This is a genomic window from Pseudomonas putida (assembly GCF_028682635.1).
Taxonomy (GTDB): Bacteria; Pseudomonadota; Gammaproteobacteria; order Pseudomonadales; family Pseudomonadaceae; genus Aquipseudomonas; species Aquipseudomonas putida_AE.
On sequence record NZ_JANHLK010000022.1, the window covers coordinates 67,068 to 90,774 of the forward strand.

Genomic DNA, 23,707 nt, shown 5'->3' on the forward strand with positions numbered 1-23,707 from the left:
CAGCGACTTTTTTCAGAATAAAAAACCGATGGCACGGCCCTTGCTCTGAGCAGTCAGTGAAGTCGCAGTGCCAATTAAAAAAACCATGGAGCACCACCTCATGTCCCAGACGTTTTACAAGAAAGGTTTTCTGGCCCTCGCAGTGGCAGCTGCGTTGGGTGTTTCTGCGTTTGCTCAGGCCGACATCAAGATCGGCGTAGCGGGACCCATGACGGGCGCCAACGCCGCATTTGGCGAGCAGTACATGAAGGGTGCACAGGCAGCAGCCGATGCGGTGAACGCAGCGGGCGGCGTCAACGGGGAAAAAATCGTACTGGTCAAGGGCGATGACGCCTGCGAACCTAAACAGGCTGTGACGGTCGCCAAAGACCTGACCAACCAGAAAGTCGCCGGCGTGGTCGGTCACTTCTGCTCCTCCTCGACCATTCCGGCTTCCGAGATCTACGACGAAGCGGGCATCATCGCCATCACTCCAGGTTCCACCAACCCACAGGTTACCGAACGCGGCCTGAGCGCCATGTTCCGCATGTGCGGTCGTGACGACCAGCAAGGCATCGTGGCCGGCGACTACATCGTCGACGTGCTCAAGGGCAAGAAGGTTGTCGTGCTGCACGACAAGGACACCTACGGCCAAGGCCTGGCTGATGCCACCAAGGCCCAACTGGTCAAGCGCGGCGTAACGCCAGTGCTGTACGAAGGCCTGACCCGTGGCGAGAAAGACTTCAGCACCATCGTGACCAAGATCCGCGGTGCCGGCGCCGACGTCGTCTACTTCGGTGGCCTGCACCCGGAAGCCGGTCCTCTGGTTCGCCAACTGCGTGAACAAGGCCTGAAAGACGTCAAGTTCATGTCCGACGACGGCATCGTGACCGACGAGCTGGTGACCACCGCTGGCGGTCCGCAATTCGTCGACGGCGTGCTGATGACCTTCGGTGCCGACCCACGCCTGCTGCCAGACAGCAAGACCGTGGTAGACGCCTTCCGCAAGGCCGGTACCGAGCCTGAAGGCTACACCCTGTACGCCTACGCTTCGGTCCAGACCCTCGCGGCGGCCTTCAACGGCGCCAAGTCCAACAAGGGCGAAGAAGCGGCTGCGTGGCTGAAGAAGAACACGGTCAAGACCGTCATGGGCGATAAGACCTGGGACAGCAAGGGCGACCTGAAAGTCTCCGACTACGTGGTTTACCAGTGGGACAAGGATGGCAAATACCACCAGCTGGAAAAACAGAAGTAAGGGCTGACCCGATCAGCTGAACCCCACTGATCCTTTGTAGGAGCGGGCTTGCCCGCGAATGCGCCCGTTCAGTCGACATCAATGTTGGCTGGAACACCGCTTTCGCTGCGATGCGGCGACCCGACAAGCCAGCTCCTACAGGGGGACGTGGTGTCCAGCCTGATCGTGATTGACATTGCTCCGACGTAAATCTGTATTTTCCTTAGAAGAACCGCACAGCCACATGTGCAGGTTCTCATTGCGTGAGATTGCGTTATGGATGGTATTTTCCTGCAGCAACTGGTCAACGGCCTCACCCTCGGGTCGGTCTATGGCCTGATCGCCATCGGCTACACAATGGTCTATGGCATCATCGGCATGATCAACTTCGCCCACGGCGAGGTTTACATGATTTCCGCTTACCTCGCGGCAATCAGTCTGGCTCTGCTGGCATACTTCGGGATTGAATCCTTCCCTCTGCTGATGCTCGGCACACTGATCTTCACCATCGTCGTCACGGCGGTGTATGGCTGGGTCATCGAGCGCGTCGCCTACAAACCCCTGCGTAACTCCACCCGACTGGCACCGCTGATCAGCGCCATCGGTATCTCGCTGATCCTGCAAAACTATGCGCAGATCGCCCAGGGCGCCAAGCAACAGGGCGTTCCCACGTTGCTCACGGGGGCCTGGCGTGTCGAGGTCGGCACAGGTTTTGTGCAGTTGACCTACACCAAGGTGTTCATTCTGGTCGCCGCGTTTGTCGGGATGGCCGCGCTGACCTACATCATCAAGTACACCAAGCTCGGCCGCATGTGCCGTGCGACCCAGCAAGACCGCAAGATGGCTTCGATCCTGGGGATCAACACCGACCGGGTGATTTCCTATGTGTTCATCATCGGTGCAGCGATGGCGGCCCTGGCCGGCGTGCTGATCACCATGAACTACGGCACGTTCGACTTCTATGCCGGCTTCATCATCGGCATCAAGGCGTTCACCGCCGCGGTGCTCGGCGGCATCGGCTCACTGCCAGGCGCCATGTTGGGCGGGATCATCCTCGGGATTTCCGAGTCGCTGTTCTCGGGCCTGGTGAACTCGGACTACAAAGACGTTTTCAGTTTCTCGCTGCTGGTTCTCGTTCTGGTCTTTCGGCCCCAAGGCCTGCTCGGCCGTCCTCTTGTGTCGAAGGTGTAAGCGATGTCCTCAACCACTAAAAAAACCATTGATCTCAAGAAAAGTCTGGTTGACGCGATTCTTGCCGGCCTGATCGCCCTGATCGTGTTCGGGCCGATTGTCGGGGTTGTCCTCGATGGCTATGGCTTCAATCTGGAAACCAGCCGCGTGGCGTGGATTGTCGCCATCGTCATGGCCGGTCGTTTTGCCTTGAGCATGTTCCTGCAAACCCCCAAGGGCTTGAGCATCCTCGAAGGTTTTGAAAGCACCGGCTCTGGGGTGCATGTACTGGCACCCGACTACAAGTCGCGGTTGCGCTGGATCATCCCGCTGATGATCGTCCTCGCCGTGGTGTTCCCGTTTTTCTCCAACTCCTACCTGCTGGGCGTGGTCATCCTCGGGCTGATCTACGTGCTGCTGGGCCTGGGGCTGAACATCGTGGTCGGCCTGGCCGGCCTGCTCGACCTGGGTTACGTGGCGTTCTACGCCATCGGTGCCTACGGCCTGGCGCTCGGTTATCAGTACCTGGGGTTGGGCTTCTGGACGGTGCTGCCGCTGGCGGCGATCGCCGCCGGGCTGGCTGGTTGCATCCTCGGTTTCCCGGTACTGCGCCTGCACGGTGACTACCTGGCGATCGTGACCCTGGGTTTTGGTGAAATCATCCGGTTGATCCTCAACAACTGGCTGTCCCTGACCGGCGGCCCGAACGGCATGCCGGCACCCCTGCCGACCTTCTTCGGCCTGGAATTCGGCAAGCGCGCGAAGGATGGCGGCGTGCCGTTCCATGAGTTCTTCGGCATCGCCTACAACCCGGACGTGAAGTACTACTTCATCTACGCAGTGTTGTTCCTGGTGGTTCTGGCCGTGCTGTACATCAAGCATCGCCTGGTCAAGATGCCGGTTGGTCGCGCCTGGGAAGCCCTGCGTGAAGACGAAATCGCCTGCCGCTCCATGGGCCTGAACCACGTGCTGGTCAAGCTCTCGGCCTTCACCATCGGCGCATCGACGGCGGGCCTGGCCGGCGTGTTCTTCGCCACCTACCAGGGCTTCGTCAACCCGACCTCGTTCACCTTCTTCGAATCGGCCCTGATCCTCGCCATCGTGGTCCTCGGCGGCATGGGTTCGACCATAGGCGTGGTCATTGCGGCCTTCGTCCTGACCGTGGCTCCGGAACTGCTGCGTGGCTTCGCCGAATACCGCGTGCTGCTGTTCGGCATCCTGATGGTGTTGATGATGATCTGGAGACCGCGTGGCCTGATTCGGATCAGCCGTACCGGTGTGACCCCGCGTAAAGGAGTAGCGCCATGAGCGAAGTCGTACTCTCGGTAGAGAAGCTGATGATGCACTTCGGCGGCATCAAGGCGTTGAATGATGTGAGCCTGAAGGTCAAGCGCAACTCGATCTTCGCCCTGATCGGCCCCAACGGTGCCGGCAAGACCACGGTGTTCAACTGCCTGACCGGATTCTACAAGGCCTCGGGCGGCAAGATCGAACTCAACGTACGCGGGCAGCGGACCAACGTCATCCAGTTGCTGGGCGAATCGTTCAAGCCGACCGATTTCGTCTCGCCAAAAAACTTCATCACCCGGCTGCGCTACAAAATGTTCGGCGGCACCCACCTGGTGAACCGGGCGGGCCTGGCGCGGACGTTCCAGAACATTCGCCTGTTCAAGGAAATGTCGGTGCTGGAAAACCTGCTGGTGGCCCAGCACATGTGGGTCAACCGCAACATGCTGGCCGGCATCCTCAACACCAAGGGCTACCGCAAGGCCGAAAGCGATGCGCTGGACCACGCCTTCTACTGGCTGGAAGTGGTAGACCTGGTGGACTGCGCCAACCGCCTGGCGGGCGAACTGTCCTACGGCCAGCAACGCCGCCTGGAAATTGCCCGGGCCATGTGCACCCGTCCGCAGATCATATGCCTCGACGAACCGGCCGCCGGCCTCAACCCTCAGGAAACCGAAGCGCTGAGCGCGATGATCCGGCTGCTGCGCGACGAGCACGATCTGACCGTGGTGCTGATCGAACACGACATGGGCATGGTAATGAGTATTTCCGACCACATCGTGGTGCTGGACCACGGCGTCGTCATCGCCGAGGGCGGTCCCGACGACATCCGCAACGACCCGAAAGTGATTGCCGCCTACCTGGGCGCCGATGAAGAGGAAGTGGTATGAGCCAACCCATCCTCGAACTCAAGGACCTGGATGTGTTCTACGGGCCGATCCAGGCCCTGAAGAACGTTTCGCTGCACATCAACGAAGGGGAAACCGTCAGCCTGATCGGCTCCAACGGTGCCGGCAAGTCGACCCTGCTGATGTCGATCTTCGGTCAGCCGCGGGCGGCGGACGGGCAGATCCTCTACCAGGGCGTGGACATCACCCACAAATCATCGCACTACATCGCCTCCAACGGCATCGCACAGTCGCCGGAAGGGCGGCGGGTGTTCCCCGACATGACCGTCGAGGAAAACCTGCTGATGGGCACCATCCCTATCGGTGACAAGTACGCCAAGGAAGACATGCAGCGCATGTTCCAGCTGTTCCCGCGGCTCGAAGAGCGGCGCACCCAGCGTGCGATGACCATGTCCGGTGGCGAGCAGCAGATGCTGGCCATCGCCCGGGCCCTGATGAGCCGGCCGAAATTGCTCTTGCTCGATGAGCCGAGCCTCGGGCTGGCACCCATCGTGGTCAAGCAGATCTTCGCGACCCTGCGGGAACTGGCCAAGACCGGCATGACCATTTTCCTGGTCGAGCAGAACGCCAACCATGCGCTGCGGCTGTCGGACCGGGCCTATGTGATGGTCAATGGCGAGATTCGCATGACCGGCACGGGCAAGGAGTTGTTGGTCAACGAGGATGTGCGTAACGCGTATCTCGGCGGGCACTAGGCCTTAGCGTCCAATAAAAACGCCCTGACGAAACCAGGGCGTTTTTTTTCGCCCGCGCAAATCCTGGAGCTGTCTCGTGCAACGAGGCTGCGATCTTTTGATCTTGTTTTTAAAGATCAATATCAAAAGATCGCAGCCTTCGGCAGCTCCTACAAGAGCGGCGGTGTGAGGTAAAGGGAAATTGTGGAAAACAAAATTGAGGACCTCCGAAAGCGCGACATAAAGCCGCTGCAAATAGTTGTTTTGTCACGGTTTTGACTTGTCCCCGTTTGCTGTGGAACTGGCTGTGAATAACGTGGGAGTAGCTGGCTGAACACCTTTGTATACGTGGCCTGCAGCGCTATGGTTGTTTTTTGACCAGGCGTTTTTTCTGGCCTTCAAGGCGGCTTTGTCAACCTTTTTCTTGGTGAGGAAAGTGTGGCCCAATCCAGTGAACAAGCCTGTGGATAAGTCTGTGGTTAAACTCTGGAAAGACTCGGCTGAGGGCCGTGGTTACTGGCTTGGCGCCACCGTAGGCTTGACCGCCCGGTCGGGAAATTGACCCCTGGCTGCACAGCAGGCCAATGTGGGTCAAGCAAAAAAGTTTCAAATCAGCCCGCAAAGCCTTGTGGATAGCGGCTTTCAGCTTTTCCACTTGCCCCCAGAGACTGTGGACCGGCTTGTGGATAACGTGCGCGCACATGTCTGCAGGCCACGGCCGGCAAGGCGTTGCAAGCTTTGCTCGTTTTTTGTACAGATAGCACGCAGGTTGCCGCTGTGCGCAAGGCCGGGCATGCTGCCTGCTGATTTTCTATTCCAATGGCTGCCGATCAGCCGTAGCAAGGAGAACACCATGTCCAACACCCTGTTTATCACCGGCGCGACTTCCGGTTTTGGTGAAGCCTGTGCCCGACGTTTTGCCGAGGCCGGCTGGAAACTGGTGCTGACGGGGCGTCGTGAAGAGCGCCTCAACGCCCTGTGCGCCGAGTTGTCGAAGCAGACCGAGGTGCATGGCCTGGTGCTCGATGTGCGCGACCGCAAGGCCATGGAGGAAGCCATTGCCAACCTGCCGCCGTCCTTCGCCAAGCTGCGCGGACTTATCAACAACGCAGGCCTGGCACTGGGTGTCGACCCGGCGCCCAAGTGCGACCTGGACGATTGGGACACCATGGTCGATACCAACATCAAAGGCCTGATGTACAGCACGCGTCTGCTGCTGCCGCGCCTGATCGCCCATGGCCGTGGCGCCGGCATCGTCAACCTGGGATCCATCGCCGGCAACTACCCTTACCCGGGCAGCCATGTGTATGGCGCGAGCAAGGCGTTCGTCAAACAGTTCTCCCTGAACCTGCGCTGCGACCTTCAGGGAACCGGCGTGCGGGTCAGCAACATCGAACCGGGGCTGTGTGAGAGCGAGTTCTCCCTGGTGCGTTTCGCCGGTGACCAGGAGCGTTATAACGCCACCTACGCCGGTGCCGAGCCGATCCAGCCGCAAGACATTGCCGACACCATTTTCTGGGTCCTCAATGCGCCAGCGCATATCAACATCAACAGCCTGGAGCTGATGCCGGTGAGCCAGACCTGGGCCGGGTTTGCGATTGATCGCAGTGGTGGCAAGGCGTAAGACCGCGTTATGGCCAATCGCGAGCAAGCTCGCTCCCACAGGTATTGCGCCTAACCCTGTGGAGCGGGCTTGCTCGCGAAGGGGGCGGAACAGACAGCGCCGGACATCAGCTAGACTCCTCATCCAACACCCCGCCGCACCCTGCGGCTCAAAGGTTCGAGGAGACCATGTGAGCAACCGAGGCGAGCAGGCGCTGCTCAAGCAATCGACCTTCCTGATGCTGGCCGTGGCGATCGCCGGTATCGTCACCGGCGTTGTCTCAGGCGCCCAATCCATCCTGTTCGATGGCTTCTTCTCGCTGATCGCGACCTTTATCAAGGTGCTGATGCTGATCACCGCAAAATTGATCGCCAAGGAAAGCAACCAGCGTTTCCAGTTTGGTTTCTGGCATCTGGAACCCATGGTGCTGCTGATCGAAGGCAGCTTCCTGTTGCTGATCGCCATCTACGCGTTTCTCAACGGTGTGTTCGGCATCATCAATGGTGGCCGCGAGATTGAGCTTGGGCTGGTGATCGTCTACGCGGCGGTGTTTACCGTCGTTGAGTTCGCCTATTTCTTCTACGTGCGCCATCGCAACCGCAAGCTGAAATCCACGCTGCTGCAATTCGACAACATCAGCTGGCTGGTAGACGCGATGCTGTCGGCAGGCTTGCTGGTGAGCTTTCTCGCCGCGCTGTTGCTCAAAACCCAGGGTTACGCCGAGTGGGCGGTTTATGTCGATCCGCTGATCCTGATCCTGCTGGCCCTGAGCATGCTCGCGCCGGCTTTCAGGATTCTTGGCCCGGCATTGCGTGATGTGCTGGGAATCGCCCCGGATCAGCTGGACGACAAGGTGAATCAGGTGCTGGCGGAGGCGAAGATCGAGCATGGTTTCGACGACTACGTTTCCTACGTGCAGAAACACGGCCGGGCCTGTTTTATCGAGATTCACATCGTGTTGCCGACGGATTACCGGCTGCACAGCGTGGTGCAGCTGGATGCGCTACGAGAGGAAATTTCCGCGAAGCTCGGCAAGCCTGATGCGGCGAGGTGGCTGACCATCAGCTTTACCGGGGACAAGAAGTGGATCGCGTAAATCCTGTAGGAGCTGCCGCAGGCTGCGATCTTTTAGCTGTCAGTCGAGATACTCAGCCAAGCCACGGTAACAAGTCGCCAAGTGATAAGGCGTAGTCGACGGCATGTCCCGACGGCTCACTTCACCGTGCTCGTCCCGGCATTCATACCAGCCACCCGCGTGCAGCGAGCGCTGTTGCAACGCCTGTAACTGGCGAACTACCGCAGCCTCGCTGCCCGGCCGCAGGGTCAATGCACGCAGGTACTCGGCCTGGGCCCAGATTCGCTGCGTCGCGTCCCGAGAACCGCCGTCCGGCCCCAGGTCGAGCATGGCCCGCACGGCACCGGTCTGTGGATCGACGCCCAATTGCTCGGTGAAGGCAAAGGCGCGCTCCAGCGAAGCGTGCAAGGGTGAACCGCGCAGCAACTCGGACGACTCCAGCAGGAAATACCACTCGAACTGATGCCCCGGTTCGAACCAGTTATCCACAGCACCCAAGGGTTTTTCCATCAACACGCCGTGCTGCGGATCGATAAAACGCTGCTGCATCCCTGTGCATAAGTCGACAAGCGCCTGCTGCACGGCGAGGTCTTCACGCACTGCCAGCGTGGCGAGGAAGGCTTCAGCCAGGTGCATCAGCGGATTCTGCAGCGGTCCGCTGTCCAGCGATGACCAGTCACGATCCAGGCTCGCTTCGTAGAGGCCGTCGCCGCTGGCGAAACGTTGCGCGATCACTTCCAGTGCGGCGTTGAGCACCGATTCCACCAGCGGCTCGCGGACTTTGTCCCAGTAATGGGCGCAGGCGAACAGAATGAAGGCGTGGGTGTAGAGGTCTTTACGCTGATCCAGCGGCGCGCCCTGGGGGTCGATGCTGTAGAACCAGCCCCCGTGCTCGGCATCGTGGAAGTGCCGCTGCAAGGAACGGAACAGCGCCGCCGCGCGTTCCTGCGCGCCGGGCACCTGGTCGATCAGGCTGGCGAACAGGTACAACTGCCGCGCGCAGGCCATTGCCCGGTAGCGTTGCGGGGGCAGCGGCGTGTGCTCGGCGTCCAGCGCCTCATAGGGCAGCGCCATGTCGGCATTCCAGCCGGGGCCTTGCCAAAGCGGCACGATCACGTCCTGGAAGTGCTGTTGCACCGAGGCAAACAGGGCGGTCAGTTCAGGCTGGGAGGCGGAGCGGGAAACAGGCGGCATTGGCTGGCGTCGTCACGGCAGGGTTGATTGCGCGACATGTTAGCAGGCCTGAGGGATGTGGTGTCTGTCCGGCCGCCTTCGCGAGCAAGCCCGCTCCCACATTGGAACTGTGTGGGAGCGGGCTTGCTCGCGAAGAGGCCATCACAATCGATAGAGAGCTAGCCGGCCAACAACCAGACTCCGGTCGCCGCCGAAGCCGCACCCGCCAGTCGAACCAGCGGCGCCGCCACCTGAGGCAACACCCGCACCATCACATAACCGGCGGTATGCAGCGCTGCGGTCGCCGCCACAAACCCTGCCGCATATGCCCAAGGACTCGACATGTCCGGCAATTCCAGGCCATGGGCCACGCCATGGAACAATGCGAACAGTGCAGTGGCACCCATCGCCAGACTCAAAGGCGGACGCACCGCCAAGGCAACCGCCAGGCCCAACGCCAGCACAGACGCAGCAATCCCGCCTTCCATTACCGGCAGTTCCAACCCTTCAAACCCCAGCATCCCGCCAATCAGCATGGTGCCAACGAACGTGCACGGCAGTACCCAGCGCGCAGCACCTTGCTGCTGCGCCGCCCACAAGCCAACCGCGAGCATCGCCAACAGATGATCGAGGCCACCGATCGGGTGGCCAATGCCAGCGATCAAGCCATTGTCACCGTACCCCGGGTGGGCCAGCGCAATGGCCGGTGTCAACAGCAGGGCCATGGCGCCCAGAATGCGTTTGAGTGTCATGCAGAAGCTTCCTTGTTGATAAGTCATGGTCAGGCTGCCGTCAGCAGGCCCTGGCGTTCGATGAAGGCGATGATCTCTTCCAGGCCCTGGCCGGTCTTCTGGTTGCTGAACACGAACGGCTTGCCGTTGCGCATGCGCGTGGTGTCGCTGTCCATCAGGGTCAGCGACGCACCCACCAGCGGCGCCAGGTCGATTTTATTGATCACCAGCAGATCGGATTTGCAGATCCCCGGTCCGCCTTTGCGTGGCAGCTTGTCGCCCGCGGAAACGTCGATCACGTAGATGGTCAGGTCGGACAGCTCCGGGCTGAAGGTGGCCGAGAGATTGTCGCCACCGGATTCCACCAGGATCAGGTCGAGCCCCGGGAAGCGGCGGTTCAACTGATCCACGGCTTCGAGGTTGATCGAGGCGTCTTCGCGGATCGCCGTGTGTGGGCAGCCGCCGGTTTCCACGCCGATGATGCGTTCCGGCGCCAACGCTTCGTTGCGCACCAGGAAATCCGCGTCTTCGCGGGTGTAGATGTCGTTGGTCACCACGGCCAGGTTGTAGCGTTCGCGCAGGGCCAGGCACAGGGCCAGGGTCAGGGCGGTTTTGCCGGAACCGACCGGGCCGCCGATGCCGACGCGCAAAGGTTGGGTGTTCATGTGATTCTCCAAAATGAAAGGCCCTAGGAACGGAACAGGCGGCTGTACTGGCGCTCGTGGGCCATACACGCCAGGGACAGGCCAAACGCGGCGCTGCCATAGTGTTCGGGGTTGATTCGGGTAGCGTCCTGCTGGGCTTGTTGCAGCAGCGGCAGCAGTTCACTGGTCAGGCGCTGCGCGGCCTGCTGGCCCAATGGCAGGGTTTTCATCAGTACCGCCAGTTGGTTTTCCAGCCAGCTCCAAAGCCACGCGGCCAGCGCATCCTGCGGGCTGATCTGCCAGGCGCGAGCGGCCAGCGCCCAGCCCAGGGCCAGGTGGGGTTCGGGTCGTTGCTGGAGAAAGGCGCGCGCTGCTGAATCAAGCTCAGGCAGGCCGTTGAGCAACTGCTGCAAGGAGTAGCCCATTTGCCGGCTTTCCTGATGCAGCTCGCGGGTTTCCCGGCTGGCGCGGTGTTCTTCGCAGCGCTGCAGCAGTTCGCTCCAGTTTTCCTCGGCCGCCGCCACGCAATGGGCGAGTAGCAGCGGCGCCTCGAAACGGGCGAGATTGAGCAGCAGCTGATCGCTGATCCAGCGGCGCGCGCTGTCGGGATCGTGCACACGGCCGTTGTCCACGGCCATTTCCAGGCCCTGGGAATAGCTGTAGCCGCCAATCGGCAACTGCGGACTGGCCAGGCGCAGCAATGCCCATGCAGGGTTCATGGGCGCACGCCGAACTGGTGCAGTTTTGGCGGGTAGTTGAAGTCTTCATCACCGTGACGCGAATGATGATGGCCGCCGCCGTAGGCGCCGTGTTCAGGTTGAAACGCAGCTTCGATGGGCTCGGCCTCGGCGCCGAGTTGTTCGAGCATGGCCTTGAGCACGTAGTCGTCGAGCAGGCGCAACCAGCCGTCGCCCACTTGCAAGGCCACATGGCGATTGCCCAGGTGATAGGCGGCACGGGTCAGTTCGAAGGCATTGGCGCAGGTGACGTGCAGCAATTGCTCGGGACGGGCACAGACACGGACAACGCGGCCATCCTCGGCTTGCAGACATTCGCCGTCATACAAGGGTGATTGACCCCGCTCCAAAAACAACCCGACGTCTTCGCCCTCGGCACTGAAACAGCGCAAACGGCTTTTGCTCCGGGCTTCGAAGGTCAAGTGAAGCTCGGCGGCCCAGTCGGGTTGAGGGTCGATTCTGCGATGAATCACCAGCATCGGAAAGCTTCCAGCAATGGACAATGCTCAGGCTAGAGCAAGGGGCTTGCCAATCCGGGGATGCGTAGGAAATACCTGTAGGAGGCGTAGGAAAAGTTTCTGGGTGTCGAGGGTTTTGGCTGAAATTGGTGCACGGTTTTTTCCATGTGCACCAGGTTGAAGCCAGTCAGGTGTTCTTTCGCGGTGCTTACTCGGTACTGCCGAGCCCCTGCCAATGCTTGAGGCCGATAAAGATGAACCGCAGCTGTTGGGTAATCTTTGCCTGGGGCGTCAAGTGCTCGGGCAGCGCCTCGACCGGCGGATCGATAATGTCCGGCAAGGTGGCGAACACGCTTTTGACGATCAGGTCGGCCATGACGCTCAGGCCGGCCATGTCCAGGTGTTGCAGTTTCGGCATCAGGGACAGGTCGGCGGCCAGGTCCGAACTGATGTTTTCGCGCAGTCGACCGATGGCCAGGCGTACCGGTAACGAGCCACCATACTGTTCCCTGGCCAGGAACAGGAATTGCGAACGGTTGGCCGACACTACATCCAGAAAAATCCGCACGGACGCGTCGATGATGCCGCCCATGACGAACTCGTTGTGGCGCACCAGGCGAATGGTTTCACGGAAGGTCTGGCCGACCTCGCTCACCAGCACCAGGCCGAGTTCATCCATATCGGTAAAATGCCGGTAGAAACCGGTGGGGACGATTCCGGCGGTTTTCGCGACTTCGCGCAGGCTCAGGCTGCCGAATCCTCGGCCACCCTCCATCAAATGGCGGGCCGCGTCCATCAAGGCGTTACGGGTTTGTTGTTTCTGTTCGGCGCGGGGCAGCATCGCAAGGGCGTTTTCTGAAAAGGACTGCGGCGCACTCTAGCAAATCGGCTTTGCCGGCGTCGAATGACAGAGGGAATCAGGCGGGGAGGTACGGCTTCGATAAACGGAACAGCCAGAAAGTCAAAAGCCCAATCCGGTGATTGGGCTTTTTTTCGGGGCCGCCATGGGCTCAGCTCATAGCGCTGTTGCGTTCGATGACACGGTCACCACCGCCTTCGGCAACGGTTTGACCTGGGGTACGGTCGGAACCATCAGCGGCAACGGTTTGACCTTGTGGAGTCTGGTCGTAGCCGTCCTCTGCAACAGTTTGACCTTGTGGGGTTTGATCGTAGCCGTCTTCAGTGATCAGGCCTTTTTCTTTCAGGCGATCGTTACCACCTTCGGCAATGGTTTGACCTGGAGTGCGGTCGGAGCCATCAGCGGCGACGGTTTGGCTGAACACCGAGTGGGTGTCTTTGACTTGCGGGGTAGCCTGGTCAGCGGCTGGCAGTGCAAAAGCGGTGCTGGCCAGCATTGAAAGTGTAAGGCTAAGCAGAAGTTGGCGTTTCATGATGGGTGCTCCGTAGGAGTGCGATAAATTGGGTACGAGGGCAATGCTACTCTCGATAAGTCGATATAAAAGTTCATAAACGCAATGTTAATAATCAACGGAATTGATTGTTCTCTGCAGCCCTTGTAAACCGGGCCTTTGCGAAGCACTGCGGTGGGTATTTTCGACTCACCCACGCCACGCAAAAGTGCGTCGCCGGTAACGCCGGACGGGAGGAGGGGGCCGCGTTGAACACGTCAATTGCGGCAAAATCGGCTTTTCGATTAAACCTGCGGGCCATTTTCCAGTCGTAGACTGCATGACGGGCCGGTTCTGGCCCTGCGTTTCTCCTGAGCATCGCGATCGTGGCGCTCAGCCGTATCAGGAGCTCTGTGCAATGACGCGCACCCGTAAGATTCTCGCCTGGACCCTGGCCAGCTTCGTTGTGTTGTTGGCCGTGCTGGTGCTGATCATCGTGTTCTTCGACTGGAACCGGATCAAACCGCCCCTCAATGCCAAGGTGTCCGAAGAACTGCACCGCCCCTTCGCCATCAACGGCAATCTGGCGGTGGTCTGGCAGCGCGAGCCCGACGAGGGTGGCTGGCGGGCCTGGGTGCCCTGGCCGCACGTGGTGGCGGAAGACCTGAGCCTGGGCAACCCGGACTGGTCGAAGGCACCGCAGATGGCCAGCCTCAAGCGCGTCGAGCTGCGCATATCGCCCCTGGCCTTGTTGGCGCAGCGCGTGGTGATCCCCCGCATCGACCTCACCGAACCCAATGCCGAGTTGCAACGCCTGGCCGACGGTCGTGCCAACTGGACCTTCAAGTTCGACCCGAAAGACCCGAACGCCGAGCCCTCACCCTGGGTGTTGGATATCGGCGCGATCGGCTTCGACAAGGGACATGTCACCCTCGACGACCAGAGCCTGAAAACCCAACTGGACCTGCTGATCGACCCCCTGGGCAAGCCGATTCCCTTCAGCGAAATCGTCGGCGACAAAGCGGCGAAAACCGTGTCCGAGCAAGGCGCTGCGCCCCAGGATTACGCGTTTGCCCTGAAGGTCAAAGGCCAGTATCACGGCCAGAAACTCACGGGTCAGGGCAAGATCGGCGGCTTGCTGGCGCTGCAGGACGCGGCCCGGCCGTTTCCGCTGCAGGCGCAAGCGAAGATTGCCGATACCAGCGTCGAGCTGGCCGGCACGCTGACCGATCCACTGAATCTGGGCGCCCTGGATCTGCGCCTGAAACTGGCCGGCGCCAGCCTGGGCAACCTCTATCCCCTGACCGGCGTGACCCTGCCGGATACGCCGCCCTATGCCACCGACGGCCATCTGATCGCCAAGCTGCATGAGCCGGGCGGGGCGGTTTTCCGTTATGAAGCGTTCAACGGCACGATCGGTGCGAGCGACATCCATGGCAGCCTGACCTACGTCGCTGGCCAGCCGCGCCCAAAACTCAGCGGTTCGCTGCTCTCCAATCAATTGTTGTTTGCCGACCTGGCCCCGTTGATCGGCGCCGACTCCAATGCCAAGCAGAAAGCCCGCGGCGGCGAGAGCAAACAGCCGGCGGACAAGGTACTGCCGGTCGAGGAGTTCAAGACGGATCGCTGGCGCGACATGGACGCGGATGTCGAATTTACCGGCAAGCGCATCGTCCACAGCGAAAAGTTGCCATTCAACGACCTCTACACGCACCTGGTGCTCACCGATGGCGTGCTCAGTCTCGAGCCGCTGCGATTCGGCGTGGCCGGTGGCAAACTGGATGCGCAGATTCGCTTGAACGGGCACACCGAACCGCTGGAAGGCCAGGCAAAACTGACCGCCCGGGGTTTCAAGCTCAAGCAGTTGTTCCCGACCTTCGAGCCAATGAAAACCAGCTTCGGCGAACTCAATGGCGATGCCGACATTACCGGGCGCGGCAACTCGGTGGCCAAGTTGCTGGGCAGTGCCAATGGCAAGCTGAAAATGCTGATCAATGACGGCGCCATCAGTCGTGAGTTGATGGAGTTGGCCGGGTTGAACGTAGGCAACTATGTGGTTGGCAAGATCTTTGGCGACAAAGAAGTGAAGATCAACTGCGCCGCTGCCGATTTCGATATCAAGAGTGGTCTGGCCACTACGCGGTTGTTCGTCTTCGATACCGAGAACGCGATCATTTACATCGATGGCACGGCGAACATGGCCACCGAGCAGCTGGACTTGACCATCACGCCGGAATCCAAGGGCTGGCGGCTGATCTCACTGCGTTCGCCGCTGTATGTGCGAGGCAAGTTCATCAAGCCCGACGCTGGCGTGAAAGCCGTACCCTTGATGTTGCGTGGGGCCGGGATGGTTGCACTGGGTGTGATTGCCGCGCCGGCGGCGGGGTTGTTGGCGTTGGTTGCACCAAGTGGCGGAGAACCGAATCAGTGCGCGCCGTTGCTGGAGCAGATGAAGGCGGGTAAAGCACCGAAGTCCGTCGAAAGATAGAAGCCTGTTTAGGAGCGCACGCTAATGGTGTCGAGTTTGCCAATAGCGTGCGGGTCGTATGGCACATAAGTGCTAGTTTGACGAGGAGGCAGCATCAAGGTGAAATAGTCTTGTTTTAATTTTGCTGCCGAGCTTTTCAATTACGGTATTTCGAATGTTGGCATAGTTTTCTTCGCCCAGAAAAGTAATCCACTGGTTGATTTTCGGTGTGCCATTTATTTTACTCGATGGCAGTTCTTCGTCGAAAATGGAAACGTCAATGCGGCCACTAGTCTCGAAGCGAATCAGCGATGATATGACCATTCCGCCATCGCAAACAATGGTCAGAAGAGGGCAGATTGTCGTGGTTGTCTGTTTGACGCTGTTATCTGTTGTTTGGAGTCTTTTTTGTATTGCAGACAGGATTTCGGAATCATTTGGTAAGTGTTTTATTTCAGAGAGACATTCAGTCATCTTATCCAGCTGAGTGGCTGATAGATAACGGGATAAAGCAAGTTTTGCAAGGCTTGAGATGCTCGCTGATTGCACTTTGGGGTTTTGAGTGCCGTCGCTTTTAAGTAGCCATGATAGTGATCCCAAGAGTTTTTTGTACGAGTGGAACCAGTCATCTGTAGCAATGCCCTTCGGATTTGAAACCAGATGCGCTAGCAAGCTGGAATTCAAAATGTCACTTTTGAAAGAGTTTGAATGCTCTCCAAAAAACAAAGTGACGTTTCCATCGACAATATAGATGTCCAATGTAGTGTCGGTCATAGAGTTTTTCGCTTTCATTATAATTGAAATAGCTCGTGAGGACTCGCGAGCTACTATTCGAGAATATTTATCAGTCCATGTTCGGAATGTCGGCAAGTGCGTTTTTGGCGGTAGCGCCGATTTTATCAAGAACAGCTTGACGTATCCCCGCATAAACGTCCACGTTGAGGTATACGGCCTGTGCGGCTGTTTTTATTCTTGTTTCCTGGGTTGTTGACTTCCACCAAAGAATACCTCGACTGCTTTCACGTACGTTCAGGGTATTGCAGTTAAGAATCATCATTGGGTAGCCTTCCTTGGTCTCCCATATCGGTGACATGTCAAATTTTGCGTCAGATCCGACATTGGCTGTACCGTTATAAATATCAACCAGGCCGTCACTTTGTTTGATTTTTGCCAAGCCTTTACCAGCCAGTTCCGCTAGTTTTGAAATGTTAGCGCCTACAAAGCCTTGCATCACATACAGAGCCACGGTGTCCATTGTCAAACCGCTACGTTTAATTGTCTGCTCTTTTAATTGTGAGGCTTGGGTAATCCAGCCGAGCTTTTGCAAAGTGTCGACGTAATACTTGTACCACTGGTATAGCTCTTTTTGCGGGTCGTAAAGTTTAGTGGCTGCATGTTGTACTAATTGCTTGCAGCTATTGACGTCTCTACGATTTTGTTCGCCAGTGCCCGCCATGAATAGGTTGACCATTTCATTTCCAACGGTTCCGCTTGGCTTGTTTGGATCAATCGGAACGTCAGGTGCGAAAGCTCGAATGGTTGGCATGCTGGCTGCGGGCAGAGGAGGCAGAGAGTCCAGAAGTTCAAGTCTTTGTTCGATGTGCATGTCTATAGTCCTTTATAGTTTTTGAACAGAGTGTTTGTCTGTTGGTTCAATATAAAGAACTACGTGTTGATGTCTAGCGAGTCTTTGTAACTCTATGCTGTTAGTTTTTTATGCGGGTGCAGCAGGTGGTGAAGTAAACTTTGTGGAGGGTTTGAGCAAGGCTGTCTAGTTGTTGAAGGTTTTTTAATTTTCGTTGTATTCGGTCTGCAGGTTGCACTACGAGTGTGATATTTTATGTCCAGGGGACTCAATGTCCAAGTTGCCGCCAGGCAATAGTCCGGACATTCGAGCTTCCTCCCGCAACCACGCAAAAAAATCACGCACCGGTGGATGTCGCTCACGTCCCGGTACACACAGTGCGCTGTAACCGGCACCATCAACCTGGATTTCCCCCCGATAAGCCATCAGCAATCCACTGGCCACGCTTTCTGAAATCAGGATATTACTCGCCAGCACCAGGCCCTGACCGGCAATCGCCGCTTGCAAGGCGTAATGTTCTTCATCGTATTCGCGCACGGTGGGCTGACCCGCCAACCAATCCTCGCCGGACTGTGCGCACCAGGCTTCCCAGCCATGGGCGTAGAGCTTGGAATTGTGCCAGCGCACGCTGATCAGCGTAGGCGTGTGATGGGCAGCCAAGGCCACTTGTTCCGGCGAGCCGTAAACGCCGAAAGACTCATCGAACAGGCAAAGGCCATACAGGTTCGGATAGTCATCGAGGCTGTAGCGCACCACCAGGTCGACACTGGCGTCCTGATGCAGATCGATCACTTCGCAATGGGTGTCCAGGCGCAGGCTGATGTTGGGGTGTCGAGCATAGAATCGGCCCAGGCGCGGCACCAGCCACAGGGCGGCGAAGGCGGCGGTGGTGGAGATCGTCAGGTTCGTGCCGCTGCGGTGCGGACGCAGGGTGTCGACGCTTTGCGCCACTTCCAGCAAGGCGCCGTGCAGGCTGTGGAACAGCCGTTCGCCACCTTCGGTCAGGCGCACCTGGCGTGGCAAGCGTTCGAATAGCGCCACACCCAGCCAACTCTCGAGCGAGCGGATCTGGTGAGACACTGCCGTTGGAGTCACTGAAAGCTCCTCGGCGGCGGCCTTGAAACTCAGCAGGCGCGAGGCGGATTCGAAAGCGCGCAGGGCGGTCAATGGCAATGAGGCAAACATGATATCTCCATGGATGAAATAGATTCATCCGGACTGACTTTTGTTCAGTTGTAGTGGGCAGCAGTGAGTTACAAGCTGCAAGCCACCCGCAATTTGAGTTTAGTCCCAAGGAGAGTCAGATGAGCACAGTTCTTGCGATTCATGCCAGTCCACGAGGGGATCGTTCGCACTCCCGGCGTTTGGCGGAAGTGTTTCTGTCGGCCTGGCAGGCCCGTCACCCGCAATCGAAGCTGACCCGCCGCGAAGTCGGCCGAGCGTTGATCCCACCGGTCAACGAAGCGTTCGTGGCCGCCGCGTTCTATCCCGAACCCGACGCGCGGCCCCTGTCGATGCAAGCGGATCTGGCATTCAGCGACACGCTGGTCGGCGAGTTGCTCGGACATGACGTGCTGGTGATTTCCACGCCGATGCACAATTTCAGCGTGCCCAGCGGCTTGAAAGCCTGGATCGACCAGATCGTGCGGCTCGGGCTGACCTTCAATCACACCCTGGATAACGGCATCGCGCAGTACGAGCCACTGGTGCAGGGTAAAAAGGCCTTGATCGTGACCAGTCGCGGCGGTTTCGGCTTCGGTCCGGGCGGCGAGCTGGAGGCAATGAACCATGCCGATACGCTGCTGCGCACGGCGCTGGGATTCATCGGCATCACCGATGTCACGGTGGTCGCCGCCGAAGGCGAAGAGTCCGAGACGCGCACGTTCCAGGTCTCTGCCGCCGAAGCAGAGCAGCGCTTGCTGGCGCTGGCCAGGGAGTTCTAGATGGCCTGGCTGTTTTTGCTGATCGCCGCCGGGTTCGAAGTCACCTTCGCCATGGGCATGAAGTACGCCGAGGGCTTTACCCGGCTCTGGCCCTCGCTGATGACCATCGTGGCCGCGGTGGGCGGGATTTATTTTTTGACCCTGGCCATGCGCGAGTTGCCGGTGAGCATCGCCTACCCGATCTGGACCGCCATCGGTTCCCTGGGCACGGTGTTTCTCGGCTTTGCGTTGCTCGGCGAGAGCCTGACCGCGGTCAAGCTGCTGTCGGTCGGGCTGATCGTGGCGGGTGTGGTGGGACTGAAGTAGGGCGGATGTCCTAGACTGGTCGTCGGTTTGTCATGTTCGCTGGCGAAGCTTGGCGGATGTCTTGCATCCGCCATGCATCACCTCACCGATCACAAGGATGTTTCGCCCATGTCGCAAGGTTCGGCCACGCGTTACCCATTGGTGCTGGTCCCGGGAATGCTCGGGTTCATCCGTTTGGTGCTTTATCCGTACTGGTACGGGATCGCCGAGGCATTGCGCCGTGGTGGTGCGGTGGTGTTTGCGGTGCAGGTTTCGCCGCTCAACTCCGATGATGTGCGCGGTGAGCAACTGCTGGCGCGGATCGAGGAGATTCTGCGCGAGACCGGTGCCGGGAAGGTCAACCTGATTGGCCACAGCCAGGGCTCGCTGACCGCCCGCTACGCAGCAGCCAAACGCCCGGATCTGATCGCCTCGGTGACCTCGGTGGCGGGGCCCAATCATGGTTCGGAACTGGCGGACTATCTGCACAAGCACTATCCGCATGACAGTGCCATGGGGCGGCTGGTGAGCTTTTTCATACGGTGCGTCGCGGCGCTGATGTGCCTGCTGGAAACCGGCTATCGCGGACCGAAGTTGCCTGTGGATATCCACGCTTCCCATCATTCGCTCACCACTGAGGGCGTGGCGCTGTTCAATCAACGTTATCCACAGGGGCTGCCTGAAACCTGGGGCGGGCAGGGGCCGGAACAGGTGAACGGCGTGCGTTACTATTCCTGGTCCGGGACCTTGCAGCCGGGCAAGACCGATCGCGGGCGCAACCTGTTGGACGGTACCAACCGCAGTTGTCGTTTGTTTGCCAGAACCTTCGTTCGCGAGGCCGGGCATTGCGACGGGATGGTCGGGCGGTATTCCTCGCACCTGGGGACGGTGATTGGCGACGAGTATCCGTTGGACCATTTCGACATCGTCAATCAGTCGTTGGGGCTGGTGGGGAAGGGGGCGGAGCCGATCCGATTGTTTGTCGAGCATGCGGCTCGGTTAAAGGCTGCCGGTTTATAAGATCAAAATCAAAAGATCGCAGCCTGCGGCAGCTCCTACAGGGGGAATGCGTTCCCGCAGGCTGCGACCTTTTTGGCTCAGGCAACGCTGACCTTGCGGCCCAATACGGTGGTCCAGCGCTCGGAAAGAATCACCCCGCCCAACGTCAACATCCCGCCCACCAGGTGATAAAGCGTCAACTGCTCATGCAGCACCACCGCCGCAATCAGCGCGGTAATCAACGGCAGTAAATTGAAGAACAGCGTGGTCCGGCTCGGCCCCAAACGTACCACGGCCTGCATCCACGCCAGCGGTGCGACCATCGAGGCCAGCAGGCAGGCGTAAAGCACCAAGGGGATGTTCTGCAAGGTCAGGCCGGTTTTCGGTGAGGCGAGAAACAGCGGAAACAACACCACCACCGCGACCAGCACCTGCAAGTACAGCAGCACCAATGGCGGCAAGCGCAGCTGCCATTTTTTCAGCAAGGTGCTGTAGATCGCGTAGGCCAGGGTGGCGATCAGCATCATCGCGTCGCCCAGGTTCACCCCGTGTTCCAGCAGCACGCCCAGGCTACCGGACGAGACCACCACCAATACCCCGGCAAACGACAGCACCGCACCGGCCAATGCGCCGATAGTCAGGCGTTGGCCGAGGCTGATGATCGCCATGGCCAGCGACATCAAAGGCATCAACGACAGGATGATGCCCATGTTGGTGGCGGAGGTCAGGCTCGCGGCGAAATACGCCAGGCTTTGATAAACCGCCATGCCGAGCACGCCGAGGACAAAGATCTTGCCCAGGTTCGGGCGAATGGACGGCCAGTGGGCAATCACCGGTTTGAGCATGAAGGGCGTGAACAACAAGCCGGCCAGGAGCCAGCGGTAGAATCCGATCTCGGCGGGGAATATCGCCCCGGCCGACATTTTGGTGATGACGGTGTTGCCGGCCCAGATGAAAATGGCCAGCAGGGGATAAGCGTATTGCATGGGGAAAACCAGAACGTTGATAAGGGGTAATTATCCCTTGTCTGGTTACAGGCCTATACTTCAATACAGACAACCGACCGCCAATTCCGGACAGCATGACCAGTAAACACATCGACCTGCTGGATTTCAGCGAGTTACCCGCCCCGGTGTACTTCCGCTACGCCGATTTCGATGCCCATCGCTTTGCCTCGGCGCATCGGCACCCGTGGGGCACGCTGGAGTATTCGGCCCATGGCGTACTGCACATGGAAATCGGCGGCAGTCGCTTCATGTCACCACCGCAATACGCCGTGTGGGTGCCCCCCGAGACCGAGCACAGCTTCTACAGCAACCAGCCGATCAATTATCGCGCAGTCTGCCTGGCGCCCACCCTTTGCGCTGATCTGCCACAAGAGGCTTGCACCCTGGCCATCAGCGACATCCTCAAGGCAATTCTCAAGGACTTTGCCGCCCGGGACGTGAAGATCCCCAAGCAGGCCGCGGACCAGCGCCTGGCCCAGGTGTTGGTGGATCAACTGCAGCAAGCACCGGTGCATGAGTGTTATCTGCCCTATGCCAGCAGTAGCCGATTGCTTGGAGTCCTTGAGGCACTGCAAGCCGAGCCTGGGGATAACCGGCCACTGGCGGACTGGGCCGCGCAGATTCATGTCAGCGAACGCACGCTGGCGCGGCAGTTTGTCCGCGAGTTGGGCATGAGTTTCGGTGAGTGGCGCCAACGCCTGCGCTTTCTGACGGCGATCGAGGCGCTGGACAGTCACCGCAGCATTCAGGACGTCGCCTTCGACCTGGGCTACAGCACCGGCTCGGCGTTCATCGCCATGTTCCAGCGCCAGGCCGGGTGTACGCCGGAGCAGTATCGACGCAGCCACCTGGAGACAGGATGAAGGTGTTACAGGTGTTGTCTACACTCCAGTGCAAGACCGTTCCCCCTCGGTGCGGTGACAAGGAGAACACTCCATGACGATGTTGCGCGCCCCTTTGCTGCTGATCGGTTTGCTCCTGTGTTCCCAAGGTTTTGCCGCCACTGACCAACAGAACAAGATGACCACCTGCAACGCCGACGCCACGGCCAAAAGCCTCAAGGGCGATGAGCGCAAACTCTTCATGAGCAATTGCCTCAAGGCGACACCGGCGGCCACTGAAACCGTCCCTGCCTTGACGCCACAGCAGGAGAAAATGAAAACCTGCAATGCCGATGCCACGACCAAGGCCCTCAAGGGCGATGAGCGCAAGGCGTTCATGAGTGATTGCCTGAAGAAAAAATAAACACTGGGCCGGGAATGCGAGCAGCGCAAATAACCGATCACTCTCCGACAAAGGTCGACCCACACATTCCCTAGTGCTGCCATCGGATCGCTGGCAGACTGCCAATCCTTTTACGCCGTTCGTTTTGAGGCTGTATGCCAACGTTTTCTCAACGTCATGTGTTGCTGGTCATTAGCTGGGTCATCATCTTTGGCGGACTGCTGCTGGTGATCCCGCTGCGGTTGTTGCCCAGCCTGCTGGCCGGGTTGCTGGTGTTCGAGCTGGTCAACATGCTCACCCCGCAATTGCAGCGGCTGATCGAAGGCCGGCGTGCGCGGTGGCTGGCGGTGGCGTTGCTGGGCACATTGGTGGTCAGCGCGTTGACACTGATTTTCGCCGGTGCCATCAGCTTTCTGTTGCACGAAGCGGAAAACCCCGGGGCTTCCCTCGACAAGTTCATGGGCGTGGTCGATCGCGCGCGCGGGCAATTGCCGCCGTTCATCGATGCCTATCTGCCCGCCAGTGCAGCGGAGTTTCGCGTGGCGATCGGCGAGTGGGTGAGCAAGCACCTCAGTGACTTGCAGTTGGTGGGCAAGGATGCGGCGCACATGTTCGTGACGTTGCTGATCGGCATGGTGCTCGGGGCGATCATTGCCCTGCAACGCATCCCGGACCTGACCAAACGCAAACCGCTGGCCGCGGCCCTGTTCGACCGCCTGCACCTGCTGGTGCAGGCGTTTCGCAACATCGTGTTCGCGCAGATCAAGATTTCCCTGCTCAACACCTTCTTTACCGGGATTTTCCTCGCGGTGGTGCTGCCGATGTTCGGCATCAAGCTGCCCCTGACCAAGACCCTGATCGTGCTGACCTTCCTGCTCGGCCTGTTGCCGGTGATCGGCAACCTGATGTCCAACACGCTGATCACGATCGTCGGCCTGTCGCTGTCGATCTGGGTGGCGCTGGCCGCGCTGGGCTACCTGATTGTCATCCACAAGCTCGAGTATTTTCTCAACGCGCGGATCGTCGGTGGGCAGATCAGTGCCAAGTCCTGGGAGTTGCTCCTGGCAATGCTGGTGTTCGAAGCCGCGTTCGGCCTGCCGGGGGTGGTGGCAGGGCCGATTTATTATGCGTACCTGAAGAGCGAGTTGAAGCAGGTGGGGATGGTTTGATCCGAG

General features: G+C 59.2%; 25 protein-coding genes. 14 read left to right on the plus strand and 11 right to left on the minus strand.

Annotation, left to right across the window (positions count from 1 at the left end; all coding sequences use genetic code 11):
* Positions 1 to 100 precede the first annotated feature (100 nt).
* From NPS56_RS23400 to NPS56_RS23430, 7 genes are all read left to right on the plus strand, one after another.
* Positions 101 to 1,234: a branched-chain amino acid ABC transporter substrate-binding protein gene (locus NPS56_RS23400; RefSeq protein WP_274076818.1), complete on the plus strand. Its 1,134-nt coding sequence runs from the start codon at positions 101 to 103 to the stop codon at positions 1,232 to 1,234.
* Between the two features lie 255 nt (positions 1,235 to 1,489).
* Positions 1,490 to 2,404 (plus strand): ABC transporter permease subunit, encoded by a 915-nt coding sequence (locus tag NPS56_RS23405; RefSeq protein WP_046819754.1) that lies wholly within the window; start codon positions 1,490 to 1,492, stop codon positions 2,402 to 2,404.
* Positions 2,405 to 2,407: 3 nt separating this feature from the next.
* Complete coding sequence (gene livM / locus NPS56_RS23410; RefSeq protein WP_274076819.1) at positions 2,408 to 3,691, plus strand: high-affinity branched-chain amino acid ABC transporter permease LivM; 1,284 nt, start codon at positions 2,408 to 2,410, stop codon at positions 3,689 to 3,691.
* Complete coding sequence (locus NPS56_RS23415; protein ID WP_274076820.1) at positions 3,688 to 4,560, plus strand: ABC transporter ATP-binding protein; 873 nt, start codon at positions 3,688 to 3,690, stop codon at positions 4,558 to 4,560. Before livM ends, NPS56_RS23415 begins: the two co-directional genes overlap by 4 nt.
* The gene (locus NPS56_RS23420; RefSeq protein ID WP_274076821.1) at positions 4,557 to 5,273 is read left to right on the plus strand and encodes an ABC transporter ATP-binding protein; all 717 of its coding nucleotides are present in this window, start codon (positions 4,557 to 4,559) and stop codon (positions 5,271 to 5,273) included. Before NPS56_RS23415 ends, NPS56_RS23420 begins: the two co-directional genes overlap by 4 nt.
* Before the next feature lie 832 nt (positions 5,274 to 6,105).
* On the plus strand, positions 6,106 to 6,876 hold the full coding sequence (locus NPS56_RS23425) for an SDR family oxidoreductase (RefSeq protein WP_274076822.1): 771 nt from the start codon (positions 6,106 to 6,108) through the stop codon (positions 6,874 to 6,876).
* Between the two features lie 169 nt (positions 6,877 to 7,045).
* Positions 7,046 to 7,951 (plus strand): cation diffusion facilitator family transporter, encoded by a 906-nt coding sequence (locus NPS56_RS23430; protein ID WP_274076823.1) that lies wholly within the window; start codon positions 7,046 to 7,048, stop codon positions 7,949 to 7,951.
* Between the two features lie 39 nt (positions 7,952 to 7,990).
* On the opposite strand, the gene NPS56_RS23435 is transcribed toward NPS56_RS23430, so the two are convergent.
* The 7 genes from NPS56_RS23435 to NPS56_RS23465 all read right to left on the minus strand — a co-directional run bounded on the left by NPS56_RS23435 (position 7,991) and on the right by NPS56_RS23465 (position 13,064).
* The gene (locus tag NPS56_RS23435) at positions 7,991 to 9,124 is read right to left on the minus strand and encodes an AGE family epimerase/isomerase (RefSeq protein ID WP_274076824.1); all 1,134 of its coding nucleotides are present in this window, start codon (positions 9,122 to 9,124) and stop codon (positions 7,991 to 7,993) included.
* 158 nt (positions 9,125 to 9,282) lie between these two features.
* Positions 9,283 to 9,855, minus strand: coding sequence for a HupE/UreJ family protein (locus tag NPS56_RS23440; RefSeq protein ID WP_274076825.1), 573 nt, complete (start codon positions 9,853 to 9,855; stop codon positions 9,283 to 9,285).
* 29 nt (positions 9,856 to 9,884) lie between these two features.
* Positions 9,885 to 10,499 (minus strand): urease accessory protein UreG, encoded by a 615-nt coding sequence (ureG, locus tag NPS56_RS23445; protein WP_274076826.1) that lies wholly within the window; start codon positions 10,497 to 10,499, stop codon positions 9,885 to 9,887.
* Between the two features lie 23 nt (positions 10,500 to 10,522).
* Positions 10,523 to 11,197 (minus strand): urease accessory protein UreF, encoded by a 675-nt coding sequence (locus tag NPS56_RS23450; RefSeq protein WP_274076827.1) that lies wholly within the window; start codon positions 11,195 to 11,197, stop codon positions 10,523 to 10,525.
* Positions 11,194 to 11,694 carry an urease accessory protein UreE gene (gene ureE, locus NPS56_RS23455; protein ID WP_274076828.1) on the minus strand — a complete coding sequence of 167 codons (501 nt, stop codon included), beginning with the start codon at positions 11,692 to 11,694 and terminating at the stop codon, positions 11,194 to 11,196. Before ureE ends, NPS56_RS23450 begins: the two co-directional genes overlap by 4 nt.
* A gap of 187 nt (positions 11,695 to 11,881) precedes the next feature.
* Complete coding sequence (locus NPS56_RS23460; protein WP_274076829.1) at positions 11,882 to 12,514, minus strand: TetR family transcriptional regulator; 633 nt, start codon at positions 12,512 to 12,514, stop codon at positions 11,882 to 11,884.
* A 169-nt stretch (positions 12,515 to 12,683) separates the two neighbouring features.
* Positions 12,684 to 13,064, minus strand: coding sequence for a hypothetical protein (locus tag NPS56_RS23465; RefSeq protein WP_274076830.1), 381 nt, complete (start codon positions 13,062 to 13,064; stop codon positions 12,684 to 12,686).
* Positions 13,065 to 13,440: 376 nt separating this feature from the next.
* On the opposite strand from NPS56_RS23465, the gene NPS56_RS23470 reads away from it, so the two are divergent.
* Positions 13,441 to 15,510, plus strand: coding sequence for an AsmA family protein (locus NPS56_RS23470; RefSeq protein ID WP_274076831.1), 2,070 nt, complete (start codon positions 13,441 to 13,443; stop codon positions 15,508 to 15,510).
* A 72-nt stretch (positions 15,511 to 15,582) separates the two neighbouring features.
* Here the strand turns inward: NPS56_RS23470 and NPS56_RS23475 are convergent, their stop codons facing one another.
* The 3 genes from NPS56_RS23475 to NPS56_RS23485 form a co-directional block, all read right to left on the minus strand.
* Positions 15,583 to 16,263: a hypothetical protein gene (locus tag NPS56_RS23475; protein WP_274076832.1), complete on the minus strand. Its 681-nt coding sequence runs from the start codon at positions 16,261 to 16,263 to the stop codon at positions 15,583 to 15,585.
* Between the two features lie 70 nt (positions 16,264 to 16,333).
* A complete protein-coding gene (locus tag NPS56_RS23480; RefSeq protein WP_274076833.1) occupies positions 16,334 to 17,095 on the minus strand; it encodes a hypothetical protein in 762 nt (253 codons plus the stop codon).
* 216 nt (positions 17,096 to 17,311) lie between these two features.
* Positions 17,312 to 18,259 (minus strand): LysR substrate-binding domain-containing protein, encoded by a 948-nt coding sequence (locus NPS56_RS23485; protein WP_274076834.1) that lies wholly within the window; start codon positions 18,257 to 18,259, stop codon positions 17,312 to 17,314.
* Positions 18,260 to 18,378: 119 nt separating this feature from the next.
* On the opposite strand from NPS56_RS23485, the gene NPS56_RS23490 reads away from it, so the two are divergent.
* The 3 genes from NPS56_RS23490 to NPS56_RS23500 all read left to right on the plus strand — a co-directional run bounded on the left by NPS56_RS23490 (position 18,379) and on the right by NPS56_RS23500 (position 20,322).
* Positions 18,379 to 19,017: an FMN-dependent NADH-azoreductase gene (locus NPS56_RS23490; protein ID WP_274076835.1), complete on the plus strand. Its 639-nt coding sequence runs from the start codon at positions 18,379 to 18,381 to the stop codon at positions 19,015 to 19,017.
* Positions 19,018 to 19,323, plus strand: a complete 306-nt coding sequence (locus tag NPS56_RS23495) for a DMT family transporter (protein ID WP_046819737.1) — start codon at positions 19,018 to 19,020, stop codon at positions 19,321 to 19,323. It abuts the gene before it with no gap.
* Between the two features lie 108 nt (positions 19,324 to 19,431).
* Complete coding sequence (locus tag NPS56_RS23500) at positions 19,432 to 20,322, plus strand: esterase/lipase family protein (protein ID WP_274076836.1); 891 nt, start codon at positions 19,432 to 19,434, stop codon at positions 20,320 to 20,322.
* 77 nt (positions 20,323 to 20,399) lie between these two features.
* On the opposite strand, the gene NPS56_RS23505 is transcribed toward NPS56_RS23500, so the two are convergent.
* Complete coding sequence (locus NPS56_RS23505) at positions 20,400 to 21,287, minus strand: DMT family transporter (protein ID WP_274076837.1); 888 nt, start codon at positions 21,285 to 21,287, stop codon at positions 20,400 to 20,402.
* Positions 21,288 to 21,382: 95 nt separating this feature from the next.
* Here NPS56_RS23505 and NPS56_RS23510 point away from each other — a divergent pair, with 95 nt between their 5' ends.
* The 3 genes from NPS56_RS23510 (at position 21,383) to NPS56_RS23520 (ending at position 23,701) form a co-directional block, all read left to right on the plus strand.
* Positions 21,383 to 22,171 (plus strand): AraC family transcriptional regulator, encoded by a 789-nt coding sequence (locus NPS56_RS23510; protein ID WP_274076838.1) that lies wholly within the window; start codon positions 21,383 to 21,385, stop codon positions 22,169 to 22,171.
* Between the two features lie 73 nt (positions 22,172 to 22,244).
* Positions 22,245 to 22,553, plus strand: coding sequence for a PsiF family protein (locus NPS56_RS23515; protein WP_274076839.1), 309 nt, complete (start codon positions 22,245 to 22,247; stop codon positions 22,551 to 22,553).
* A gap of 134 nt (positions 22,554 to 22,687) precedes the next feature.
* Entirely contained in the window at positions 22,688 to 23,701 is a 1,014-nt protein-coding gene (locus tag NPS56_RS23520; RefSeq protein ID WP_274076840.1) for an AI-2E family transporter, read from the plus strand.
* Positions 23,702 to 23,707 lie beyond the last annotated feature (6 nt).